This is a genomic window from Oxalicibacterium sp. (assembly GCF_035565035.1).
Lineage (GTDB): Bacteria > Pseudomonadota > Gammaproteobacteria > Burkholderiales > Burkholderiaceae_D > Oxalicibacterium.
Window position 1 is genome coordinate 1 of the sequence record NZ_DATMTD010000023.1, and the last position, 11,280, is coordinate 11,280.

10 protein-coding genes and 1 riboswitch are annotated in these 11,280 nt (G+C 56.2%); of the genes, 7 read left to right on the forward strand and 3 right to left on the reverse strand.

Annotated elements, in window-relative coordinates; genetic code table 11:
* The first annotated feature begins 13 nt into the window (after positions 1-13).
* The 3 genes from VN114_RS02565 to ntrC all read left to right on the forward strand — a co-directional run bounded on the left by VN114_RS02565 (position 14) and on the right by ntrC (position 3,238).
* Positions 14-502: a DUF4124 domain-containing protein gene (locus tag VN114_RS02565; RefSeq protein ID WP_325511670.1), complete on the forward strand. Its 489-nt coding sequence runs from the start codon at positions 14-16 to the stop codon at positions 500-502.
* Positions 503-636: 134 nt separating this feature from the next.
* Positions 637-1,650 (forward strand): nitrogen regulation protein NR(II), encoded by a 1,014-nt coding sequence (glnL, locus tag VN114_RS02570; protein WP_414694180.1) that lies wholly within the window; start codon positions 637-639, stop codon positions 1,648-1,650.
* Positions 1,651-1,708: 58 nt separating this feature from the next.
* Positions 1,709-3,238: a nitrogen regulation protein NR(I) gene (gene ntrC, locus VN114_RS02575; RefSeq protein WP_325511674.1), complete on the forward strand. Its 1,530-nt coding sequence runs from the start codon at positions 1,709-1,711 to the stop codon at positions 3,236-3,238.
* Between the two features lie 126 nt (positions 3,239-3,364).
* Here ntrC and VN114_RS02580 read toward each other — a convergent pair whose 3' ends face one another.
* Together VN114_RS02580 and VN114_RS02585 are read right to left on the reverse strand one after the other, a co-directional pair.
* Positions 3,365-5,230, reverse strand: coding sequence for a chemotaxis protein CheA (locus VN114_RS02580; protein ID WP_325511676.1), 1,866 nt, complete (start codon positions 5,228-5,230; stop codon positions 3,365-3,367).
* The gene (locus VN114_RS02585; RefSeq protein ID WP_325511678.1) at positions 5,231-6,004 is read right to left on the reverse strand and encodes a protein phosphatase CheZ; all 774 of its coding nucleotides are present in this window, start codon (positions 6,002-6,004) and stop codon (positions 5,231-5,233) included.
* A 509-nt stretch (positions 6,005-6,513) separates the two neighbouring features.
* Here VN114_RS02585 and cobT point away from each other — a divergent pair.
* From cobT to VN114_RS02600, 3 genes are read left to right on the forward strand one after another with little or no spacing between them, the layout of a single operon-like run.
* Positions 6,514-7,545 carry a nicotinate-nucleotide--dimethylbenzimidazole phosphoribosyltransferase gene (cobT, locus tag VN114_RS02590; protein WP_325511680.1) on the forward strand — a complete coding sequence of 344 codons (1,032 nt, stop codon included), beginning with the start codon at positions 6,514-6,516 and terminating at the stop codon, positions 7,543-7,545.
* The gene (locus tag VN114_RS02595) at positions 7,542-8,372 is read left to right on the forward strand and encodes an adenosylcobinamide-GDP ribazoletransferase (RefSeq protein WP_325511682.1); all 831 of its coding nucleotides are present in this window, start codon (positions 7,542-7,544) and stop codon (positions 8,370-8,372) included. The genes cobT and VN114_RS02595 overlap by 4 nt, the downstream gene beginning before the upstream one ends.
* 8 nt (positions 8,373-8,380) lie before the next feature.
* Positions 8,381-8,935 (forward strand): histidine phosphatase family protein, encoded by a 555-nt coding sequence (locus tag VN114_RS02600; protein ID WP_325511684.1) that lies wholly within the window; start codon positions 8,381-8,383, stop codon positions 8,933-8,935.
* Positions 8,936-8,944: 9 nt separating this feature from the next.
* On the opposite strand, the gene VN114_RS02605 is transcribed toward VN114_RS02600, so the two are convergent.
* Positions 8,945-9,742: a hypothetical protein gene (locus tag VN114_RS02605; RefSeq protein WP_325511686.1), complete on the reverse strand. Its 798-nt coding sequence runs from the start codon at positions 9,740-9,742 to the stop codon at positions 8,945-8,947.
* A gap of 82 nt (positions 9,743-9,824) precedes the next feature.
* Positions 9,825-10,042, forward strand: a riboswitch (cobalamin riboswitch).
* A 79-nt stretch (positions 10,043-10,121) separates the two neighbouring features.
* Here VN114_RS02605 and VN114_RS02610 point away from each other — a divergent pair.
* Positions 10,122-11,280, forward strand: a 1,159-nt coding sequence (locus VN114_RS02610; RefSeq protein WP_325511688.1) for a TonB-dependent receptor plug domain-containing protein, incomplete at its 3' end; no start/stop codon positions are given.

An 11,280-nucleotide genomic window follows, 5' to 3' on the forward strand; every position in this document is an offset into this window, starting at 1 on the left:
AAAAAGAAGGTTTATGAAACGTCAACTCGCTTTCCTGTTCTGCTCTGCACTGTGTTCCATCTCGGTGCTCCCTGCCTTTGCGCAGAGCGACGTCTATTTGTGTGTCGATGCCAACGGCAACAAGGAATACAAGAATACCGGCGCCACATCGCGCTGCAAGAAAGTCGATCTGCCGCCGATGAGTACCTTTCCGACTCCCGCGTCCAAGAGTGCGCCTTCTGCAAAATCGGCAACATCGCCGTCCGACTTTCCTCGCGTTAACGACACGGTGCAGAAAGCGCGCGACAGCGATCGCAAGCAGATTCTGCAAGACGAGTTAAGGAAGGAAGAGCAGAAGCTGGCCGCCATCCGCGGTGAATACAACAACGGGCAGCCGGAACGCCAGGGCAACGAGCGTAATTACGCAAAGTATCAAGAGCGTACTGCGACGCTGAAGGACGATCTTGCCCGTAGTGAAAAGAACGTGGAAGCACTGAAACGCGAGCTGGGCAATCTGAAGTGACGGTGCTGCTTCGCATCGGTACGATGTTTGCTTGAGTCTGGCCGCGTAACGCGGCCTTTCTTTTTTGGATTCCTGTGAAAAAAAATGCAATTGGATTTGACGGTCTCGATCTGCTGGCATCAGCCGTCCTGGTAATGAATGCAGATGGTTGCATCATCTATGCGAACCCTGCGGCAGAAAACCTGTTTGAAAATTCGAGCAAGGCGCTGGTGGATCATTCGCTGTCCGAACTGTTCATCAACAGCGAAGAATTGGAACTGATGTTCGAGGAGGCGCTGGCGCGCCAGTTTGCCGACAAGCGACAGGATTTGACACTGGAGCGCATCGGCCGCGAACCTTTGCAGGTCCATGTCGTAGTGACGACGCTGGATAATCCGGACATGCCGGTGCTGATCGAACTGCGCGAAAACCTGCAACAACTCAAACTCGACCGTGAAGAACGGTTGCTCGACCAGAGCCAGGCCAACAAGGAACTGATTCGCAACCTCGCACACGAAATCAAGAATCCGCTGGGCGGCATTCGCGGTGCGGCGCAATTGCTGGAACTGGAAATTCCGGACCGGCATCTGAAGGAATTGCGTGAATACACACAGGTCATCATCAAGGAAGCGGATCGTCTGCAGACCCTGGTCGATCGCCTGCTGGCCCCACATCGACGGCCGCACATCGTTGGCGATGTCAATATTCATGAAGTCTGCGAGCGCGTGCGCAGCCTGATCGTGTCCGAATTTCCGAACGGGCTGAAGATCAAGCGTGATTACGATCTGTCGATTCCGGAGTTTCGTGGTGACAAGGAGCAGTTGATTCAGGCGGTACTGAATATCGCGCATAACGCTGCCCAAGTCCTTGCGGCGCAGATGAAAACCGGCGAGGCGGAGATTGTCTTGCGTACGCGTATCGCACGGCAGGTAACACTGGCCAAGGTCCGCTACCGGCTGGCATTAGACTTGCATATCATCGACAACGGACCGGGCATTCCGCCCGAGATTCGCGATCGAATCTTTTATCCCCTGGTATCGGGAAGGGATGGCGGCAGCGGATTGGGGTTGACGCTGGCGCAGACATTTGTACAGCAACATCTGGGCGTGATCGAATGCGAAAGCCGGCCGGGATACACGGATTTCAGGATCCTGATTCCATTGCCGTGAGGCTGGATGAACAATAAAACGGCAATGATTGCATTGCCATGACACGGACAGAAACCATATGAAACCGATCTGGATTGTTGACGACGACGAATCGATTCGCTGGGTGCTGGAGAAGGCACTCGCGCGCGAGAATCTCGCAACCAAGAGTTTTTCCAATGCACGCGATGCTATGGAGGCGCTGAAAACCAGCGCGCCGCAAGTGCTCGTGTCCGATATCCGCATGCCGGGCGAATCCGGCCTGGAACTGTTGCAGACGATCAAGGCCAAGCATCCCGGCCTGCCGGTCATTATCATTACCGCGTTTTCCGATCTGGATTCTGCCGTTGCAGCCTTCCAGGGCGGTGCATTCGAATATCTCGCCAAGCCGTTCGATATCGACAAGGCTGTCGAACTGATTCGTCGTGCAATGGAAGAAAGCCTGCGTGAAACCAGCGTCGAACATGATTCCGCCGACACGCCGGAAATTCTCGGACAGGCACCGGCAATGCAGGATGTGTTCCGCGCGATCGGCCGCTTGTCGCAATCGAATGTAACGGTGCTGATTACCGGCGAATCCGGTTCAGGCAAGGAACTGGTTGCGCGTGCGTTGCACAAGCACAGTCCGCGCGCGTCGCAACCGTTCATTGCACTGAACACCGCGGCGATTCCGAAGGACCTGCTGGAATCCGAACTGTTCGGCCATGAGCGTGGCGCGTTCACCGGCGCGCAGGCAACGCGGCGCGGTCGCTTCGAGCAGGCCGAAGGCGGCACGTTGTTCCTCGATGAAATCGGCGACATGCCGTTCGATCTGCAAACGCGCTTGTTGCGCGTGCTGTCGGATGGACACTTCTATCGAGTCGGCGGTCATCAGCCATTGAAGGCAAACGTCCGCGTCATCGCGGCGACGCATCAGAATCTCGAACATCGCGTGCGTGAAGGCTTGTTTCGTGAAGACTTGTATCACCGCCTGAACGTGATTCGCCTGCGTCTGCCGAGCCTGCGTGAACGGCGCGAAGACATCCCGATCTTGACGCGCCACTTCCTTGCCCAAAGTGCCAAACAGCTTGGCGTCGAAGTCAAACGCATGTCGGAAGGCGCAATGCAGTTCCTCAGCAGTCTTGAATTGCCGGGGAACGTGCGTCAGCTGGAGAACCTGTGCAACTGGATCACCGTGATGGCGCCGGGCCAGACCGTCGAGGCGAAAGATCTACCGCAGGAACTGACTGAAGGACAGGGATTTGTGGCGCCTGTCGCATCGACAATGACCGCGCCGGTCGTGCAGACGGTCGAAACAGGTTATGCAGTGCCGGAAAGTGACGGCGGTAATTTCAACAATGGGCACCAGCCGATTTCAATTCCAACGGCTGTACAGGCAGAGTCCTCAACCTGGGCCACGCTACTGGAAACGGAAGCCGCTGCGTTGCTGGCAGCCGGTCAGCCGGAGGTGATGGATATGCTGGGACGGCAATTCGAATCGATTCTGATCAAGACAGCCTTGAAACATACGCATGGCCGAAAGAACGATGCAGCCGTCCGACTAGGCATCGGACGCAATACCATCACGCGCAAGATTCATGAACTGGGAATTGCCGGCGCGAAGGACGATTGAGGTTTTGCTTCGAATCGGATGCAGATGAAAAAACACCCCGAGCGATCGGGGTGTTTTGTTTTGTGCGAAGAATACAAGAAAACGTCGCACAAAAAGCCGGCGGACGTCAGTGCAGGTCTGCCGGGGTCAGGCCGCCAGTTTCGGAGTAGGTCGCGATCCATCCAGCAGGAATGACAGGCCGACGACGAGTACCAGTTCACCTTCTGCGGAACGTGCTGTTCCGGCAATACCCGGAACGCTCATCGCTGTCATCGGTTTGATCACCAGATCGGCCGTTCCCTCGACCGCACCAACGGAAAGGATGTATGGCTGTGGCGCAGCGATGACAATGCCGACACGTTCGGTGGCAAGTTCATAGCCAAGCGCGCCGGCCAGTGAACGTACTGGCAGCGGACGACCCTGATCGCGCAATACCGGCGCGCCACCGACCTGATGCTCGAATTCTTCCGGCAATTCCACCACACGTTGCACGACTGCCATCGGCAACGCGAGTGCAGCTTCGGAACTACGCACCAGCATCGTCGGGACAATCGACAGTTCGATCGGCAGGCGAATCGAGAAGGTCGTGCCGACGCCGAGCTTGGAATCGATCGTGATTGCGCCGCGATGTTTTTCGACGGCGGTCTTCACGACGTCCATGCCGACGCCGCGGCCGGAGACGCTGTTTGCCACTTCCTTGGTGGAGAAGCCGGGCAGGAAAACCAGTTGCAGCATTTCTTCCGGCGTCTGCGCTGCATTCTCGGAGATCAGGCCTTTCGACAGGGCCTTGTTGCGTAACTGTTGCGCATCCATGCCCTTGCCGTCGTCGGAGATTTCGATCATGACGCTGCTGGCCTCCTGCCATGCCTTCAGCAGGATCACGGACTTTGGCGACTTGCCGGAGGCGGCACGTGTGGCCGAATCCTCGATACCGTGATCGAGCGAATTGCGCAGCATGTGCACCAGCGGATCATAGAGGCTGTCGACAACCACGCGATCGACTTCGGTTTCTGCACCTTCGATCTGCAGGTCGACATCCTTGCCAAGATCCTTCGCCAGCTCACGCACGAGGCGCGGGAACTTCTGAAACAGTTTGCCAACCGGCTGCATGCGGGTCGATAGCGTGGCGCGTTGCAGTTCGGTCGAATAGCGGGAAGCACGCGTCAGTGTTTCCTGTAATGCGGCCATCAAGGTTGCGGCCTGTCCTTCAACCGGGAACTGCGCGAGTTTTTCCAGCAGCACGGCGGCCTGGTTGGCGGCTTGCACCGATTCGCCGGCCACTTCGAGGAGTGTGTCGAGCTTGACTGCGTCGACACGAATGCTTTCTTCCTTGACTGCTACGCCGCCCGCCTTGTTGTCGCCACCGCCGCGGCGGTCGACACCGTCCCAACCGGATTTTGCAGCAGGCGCTGTGACTACCGGTGCGGCGGTAGTGACGGCAGGAGAGGCGACGGTTTCCTGCGGTGTGCTTGTATCAGCAGGAACTGCGGTGCCGGCCGGAACGACGGCAAGATACAGTGCGTTCCAGTCGAGCCCGTCTTCACTTGGCGCGGATGCTGTCGATGCCGCAGGTGCTGCCGGTGTTACGACTGCGGTCGCTGCAGCAGATGCAGCAGCAGTTGCTGCGGCACCGCTTTCGATGGCGCTGGTAAGAATGCTTTCCAGCGAGGCCGGCATGGCGGGCAGGCTGTCCGGTTGCGCACCGTTGGCGAGCTCGCCCAGTTGATCGGCGACGAAACCGCTGGCCTGCAATGCCGCCTCGATTGCCATCGGGGTGACCGGTACCTGGCCGGTGCGCAATGCGTCGAACAGGTTTTCCGTCAAATGGCAGGCGGAAACCATCGGCTGCAGGTTCATGAAGCCGGCGCCGCCCTTGATCGTGTGGAACGAGCGAAACACGGCGTTGAGCGTATTCAGATCGCCGGGATTGCGTTCGAGCGAAAGCAGGTGCTCTTCTACATTCGTCGCCAGCTCCAACGCTTCAACAACGAAATCCTTGAGCATGTCATCCATTTAGAACCCCAGATCGGCAAGAAGACCGTCGACATCGTCCTGCGCCATCGCCGCCGCCTGCATGCCTGGAACAGCAGGTCCAGCCATCAGATCGGTCGGCTTGTTATCCGCAGGTTTTTCGGTATGGGCAGCCTTGACCTCCGGCGGGGCATTGTCACGCAACAGTTGCGCCAGTTCGCTTTCCGCTTTGTGCGTGATGTTGACGATTTTCTTGATCAGCTGACCGGTAATGTCCTGGAAGTCCTGCGCCATCATGATGTCGAGGAGGCGGGCTTTCTCGGCCTCGGTCGCTTCGGCTACGCGCGTGGAGAAACTGCGTGAATCATTGGCCAGCGTCTTGAATTCCTCGACGCTCAGCTTGCCTTCGAACAGTTGAGTCCAGCGGGCATCCATGTCCTTTGCATGCTTGGAGAGCGCATCCTGTTCCGGCATACCGATGTCGATGGCATTCAGCACTTTGTTGGCTGCCTGTTCGGTCAACGTGGCGACATATTCGAGACGGCCTTGGGCGTCGGTGATTTCCGTTGCGACGTCGGACAGTGAGCGGTCATAGCCCAGTTCGCGCAACGAATCGTGCAGCAAGCGGACGATGCCGCCGAGTCGCTCGAACATCGGCTTGTCGGCAATTTCTTCCGGCGTCGCAGGAATCGCTGCCGATGTGCTCGCGGCGACTTGAGCCGGTGCAGTAGCGGCGGGCTCTGCGGTTGCCGGGCTTCCGCGTTGCGACGAAATTTCGTCAAAGAGTGCTTCCAGATCGTCTTCTACGCCACTCATGAAATACCTTTCCAGTCGATTGACATTTCCCGCGCTGCGGCAGCGTGCTTCGACACGATGCGAATGGCCGGATATATGGCTCAGTGCCGACTATACCTTCCGCCACAAGGAAATGGACGCGGATACGCGCACTTTTTGCTAGTTGATTCAGGGCAATAATACCCAGATTTGAGAGGGACGCATAGCAAATCGATGCAAGTTGGCGACGGCCGACAACAGTTGCAAAATTTCGTGAAATCTTCGACAAGGCGGTTGTAATTCTGGAACGATTGCGGACTGATTTTGCCAATATGACGGGCTCTTGTCGCTGTGCCATCGGTTTGACGCCTGCCAGACCCGCGCATACACTGCTGCTTCTTTCCGTATTTGCACTTTTTCGTCGGCAGATTCGTCCGCGGCGATCGCAGAAAATGCTGTCGCATGATCGCATTCTTGCCAGACGGACGAATCGTTCTTATCTGTTTTTATCTGCTCACCCAAGGATCGCGTACGCAACGTTGCGCGGCATCATGATGATTCCCCAGATTTTTTCCACACATGACGAAGTGCTGGCCGGCGCATTGGTCGCCGCGATCAATAACAAGACCAAACCGCCCGGCAGCCTCGGCATGCTGGAAGACCTGGCGCGTCGGATCGGATTGATTCAACAAACGACGCAACCGCGCATTGTCGAACCGGCACTGATTGTCTTTGCCGGCGATCACGGCGTGACGGCGGAGGGTATTTCTGCCTATCCGCAAAGCGTGACGTGGCAGATGGTCGAGAATTTTCTGGCCGGAGGTGCGGCCATCAACGTGTTTGCACGACAGAACAATTGCAGGCTGCATATTGTCGATGCAGGCGTGAATCACGATTTCGGCAAGCGTGACGGACTGCTGGATCGCAAGATCGCGCACGGCACACGCAACTTCGCCGACGAAGCTGCCATGACCGCAGAACAATGCGCACAGGCGATGCAGCACGGCGCAGATCTTGCAGGCAGCATCGCTGGCAATGTACTTGGCTTCGGTGAAATGGGGATCGGCAATACGACGGCCGCTGCAGCGCTCATGCATGCGATCACGCAATTGCCGGCGGCAGAATGCGTGGGTGCCGGCACCGGACTTTCCTCAGAAGGCATTCGGCACAAGGAGACGGTTGTGCAGGCAGCTGTTGTGCGTCATGCGGTCAGTGCACCGCTGGATGTATTGGCGGCCTTCGGCGGATTCGAGATTGCCATGATCGTCGGCGCGATGCTGAAAGCCGCAGAGCAGCGCAAGGTGCTGATGATCGACGGCTTCATTATTTCCAGTGCATTGCTGGTTGCGGCCAAATTGCAGCCGGCGATTCTCGATTACTGCGTGTTTGCGCATTGCTCTGACGAACATGGTCACAGACAAATGCTGGCGCATCTTGGCGCGCGTCCTGTTCTGCAGATGGGTTTGCGATTGGGTGAAGGAACCGGCAGCGTACTGGCATTACCGATGTTGCATGCGGCGGTCAATTTCCTGTTGGAGATGGCGACTTTTGATTCGGCGAACGTGAGCGGACAGAACGCATGAACGATGACTCTGAAATGATGCCGGTTCAGGACAGCCGTGGTATCCGCGCTCGTTGCATGCAGGAGCTGCGCCTTTTCTTCGTTGCGCTGCAATTCTTCTCGCGCATGACAGTGCCGCGCTGGGTCGGCTTCGACCCGCAATGGCTTCAGCACGCGCTGCGTTATTTTCCTGCAGTCGGCATTCTGGTCGCATTGATAACGGCATTGGTTTATATCGTCGCCACCTTGTTATGGCCACAACCGGTAGCCGTCCTGTTATCGACGATTGCGGGCATTTATCTGACGGGCGCATTTCATGAGGATGGTTTTGCCGACACATGCGATGGATTCGGTGGTGGTACGACGCCTGAGCGTGTGCTTGAGATCATGAAGGATTCGCGCGTCGGTGCTTACGGTGCCATTGGCATCATGTTGATGCTGCTCCTGAAAGTGACCACGCTGAACAGCCTGTCGCCGCCTGCCGTGGTCGCTGCCTTGTTGATCGCGCATCCATTGTCGCGCTGGATGGCGTCGGTGCTGGTATGGCGCATGGATTACGCAAAGATGAACGGCAAGGCGAAACCAATTGCGCAACAGATGTCTAATCCAGAATTCGGAATCGCGACATGCATCGTCCTGTTGCCCGTCCTGGTGATCGGCTTTCTGACAAGCTGGATTGCGTGGGAGGGCATTGTAGTGGGGGCATTGCTGGCTGGAATGGCATCATTCTGGCTGGCCAGATTGTTCCAGCATCGTATCGGCGGCTACACCGGCGATTGCCTGGGCGCTGTGCAACAGGTTGCAGAAGTTGCGTTCTATCTCGGAGTATTGACCGCCATCGCCTATTGAGGCTTGCCATGCATCTTTATCTCATTCGCCATCCCAGGCCTGCCGTTGCCGCCAACGTCTGCTATGGCCGTACCGATCTGTCGGTGGATGCGGATGCGTTAGCGCTGGCAAAAACTTCCTTACTGCCCGTATTGCCGAAAAATGCATCGCTGTTTTCCAGCCCGTTGCGTCGTTGCACCGAACTGACGGAAATGCTGGCGAAGGAACTTGATTGCCCGGCGCCGACCTATGACGAACGTCTCTCGGAAATGCATTTTGGCGAATGGGAAATGCGTACCTGGGATGACATACCTCGTCATGACATCGATGCGTGGAGCAGTGACATGGCAGGCTACCGGCCGGGCGGTGGCGAGAGCGTGCTGGAAGTCGCACATCGCGTCCGCGCCTTTCGCGACGAACTTGCCTCAATGAATATCGACCACGCGATCGTGATCTGCCATGCAGGCATCATTCGCTTGCTCGCGGCTTGCGAACATGGCTTGTCGATTCCGGAGATGGCACTTTATGCAGCACAAAAGCCGCACAAGATTCGCTATGGGGAATTACTGGTCGTCGATTGCTGACGACGACGGTTACAGGACGACCCGCTCGCGTCTGACCTGCGCGGCAATCAGATGCAGCACATGTGCTGCTCCCTGTACCGCCACCACATCGCGTCCCCATGGCTTGCGCTGATTCGGCAATATTCTCAACCAGCCGAAAGTACGCGCCGCTTTCAATACCTGGCGCTGAACTTCCTTGTCGTCCTTGCGCAGATGACGCAGGAATATTTCAGCGATTTGCTGCGGCTGCAGTTTCAGGATGTACGCGGTCGAATGCAGATACAGCAACCAGTCGCGAGCCTGTGCGGAAGCGAGCGGCATGCTTTTCGTCGGATCGTCTTCAAAATCAATGAAACTGACTCTGCCTTCATGCCAGATCATGTTGCGCGCAAAACATTGGCTCGCGGTCTGACCCAGTCGATGCAACGCGACAATGGCATCCAATCCGCTTTCCCAGTAACGCTGTCCGATATCAGGCTGTTTGCGCAGCAACTGATCCAGTGACATTTCACCCAGATAGGAAAGTGCAAACCACTGCGGGGTGACATGCAGCACGTCGGGCACGGGTACGCCGGCCGCGGCCAGCGTGCGCAGACGTGCAACCTCGATCTGCTGGGCCGCGCGTCCGCCCGGTGCAGGAACCGCGCGCAGCATTGGCTGCTGCAACAGTGTCGCCAGTGCATCGAGGACCGGATAACCCCAGTGCTTGAGCGGTGCTTCCAGTTGCTTGACGATCACCTGTGTACCGTTCGCATTGAGCAATCGCGTGCGGGCACGGCTGCGTGCGAGATCGGTTTCGATCGTGGCTATCTGGTCGGGAGTCAGCATGAAATGGATGATTCTTGATGTCTTGATACAAGCAAGGCAGCGATTATAGACCAGCATCATTGCGGTGCCGCACGATGATCCATACAATGACGCCAGTTTTGGTGCCCGCAGACATGTCCATGTCCGCAGTTAAACGGGAAACACGACGTCTTCACGACTAACGTGTGCTGCCCCCGCAACGGTAAACAAGCGTCGCAAGTCTTGCGACAGATCGTCTTCAAAACCACTGTGCCGCGTGCATGGGAAGGTGGGACGATCAGGCTTGTCAGCCCGGATACCGGCCAGAACAGGTGGAAGCAATGCGGTGAATCCTATCGTGCTTTCGTTGAATGCGATCTGCGGGGAGGCAGATCGGATACTTTTCTCGCCCGTACATCTTATGAAATTCGTACAACATAGCTGCCTCGCTGCATGGCCACCGCTCGCATTGGTTTCCGCAGTGGCTGGTTTAACTGTTCCCGCTTTTGCGCAAACCAATACGGATCAAAAACTTGAGCCTGTGACCGTCTCCGCGTCGCGGTTTGAAAGTACGGACGCACCGATCAGCGCAACAGTGATTACGGCGCAGCAGATTCGCGAAGCGGGTATCAATAATGTGAATGAGGCCATTCGCAAGATTGGTGGTGTATTCGGGCGACAGAATTTCAGCGGAACATCCGACTTTTCTCTCGATCTTAGAGGTTTTGGATCTAACAGTGATCAGAACGTTGCAATTTTCGTTGACGGTATTCGGATTTCAGAAAATGAACAGCAACCCGCAATGATGTCGGCGATTCCAATCGAAGCAATCGAACGTATAGAAATTGTTCGTGGCGGTAGTAGCGTGCTGTATGGAGACGGCGGCACCGGTGGAACCATCCAGATCATTACAAAACGTGGAAAAACCGATGGCACGCATGGCACAGCCTATGTGGAAGCGGGAAATCGGGGATATCAAGAGCTACGTGCCGCGTTATCGAAAGGCTGGGATGGCTTCTCAATGGATGCGAATATCGGTGCCTTGCACGCAGATAATTATCGAGACAATAATCAGCTGCAGCAAGGTAATTTTAGTGGAGGTTTGCAGTGGACATCGCAGGATGTCCGTGTCGGTTTTCGAGTGGATGCTGCACGGGAGGATTTTCACTTTCCAGGCTCATTGACGTTGAGTGAATATCGTCAGAATCCGCGCCAGACTGAAACGCCTTTTGACAAAGGTTCGCTCGATTCGAATCGATATACTTTCTTTATCAATCAACGACATGGAGATTTGGAATTCGCAACTGATTTTTCTTATCGAGAAAAGACATCAATCGGAGAATTCGTCAGTAGCGATTTCTTCTCCAATGCAAAAAGTTCGGTGACACAGCTTTCGCCTCGGATCAAATACAAATCGGCAATTGGTTCAATTTCCAACGATGTGGTTGCAGGGATGGATTTCTCCAATTCCAACCGCTTTACACAGAGTTTATCTGGAGGTTTTGCCAGTAGCCAACGGGCGACGCAGAACTCGGCAGCTTTTTATCTTCGAGATGAAATCCTATATGGCGGTGCGAGGG

Coding starts and splice junctions, on each gene's coding strand:
- ntrC (WP_325511674.1), top strand. CDS start 1,709: ATGAAACCGATCTGGATTGTTGACGACGACGAATCGATTCGCTGGGTG.
- VN114_RS02585 (WP_325511678.1), bottom strand. CDS start 6,004: ATGAGTGGCGTAGAAGACGATCTGGAAGCACTCTTTGACGAAATTTCG.
- VN114_RS02600 (WP_325511684.1), top strand. CDS start 8,381: ATGCATCTTTATCTCATTCGCCATCCCAGGCCTGCCGTTGCCGCCAAC.
- VN114_RS02605 (WP_325511686.1), bottom strand. CDS start 9,742: ATGCTGACTCCCGACCAGATAGCCACGATCGAAACCGATCTCGCACGC.
- VN114_RS02565 (WP_325511670.1), top strand. CDS start 14: ATGAAACGTCAACTCGCTTTCCTGTTCTGCTCTGCACTGTGTTCCATC.
- VN114_RS02580 (WP_325511676.1), bottom strand. CDS start 5,230: ATGGATGACATGCTCAAGGATTTCGTTGTTGAAGCGTTGGAGCTGGCG.
- VN114_RS02595 (WP_325511682.1), top strand. CDS start 7,542: ATGAACGATGACTCTGAAATGATGCCGGTTCAGGACAGCCGTGGTATC.
- glnL (WP_414694180.1), top strand. CDS start 637: ATGAATGCAGATGGTTGCATCATCTATGCGAACCCTGCGGCAGAAAAC.
- cobT (WP_325511680.1), top strand. CDS start 6,514: ATGATGATTCCCCAGATTTTTTCCACACATGACGAAGTGCTGGCCGGC.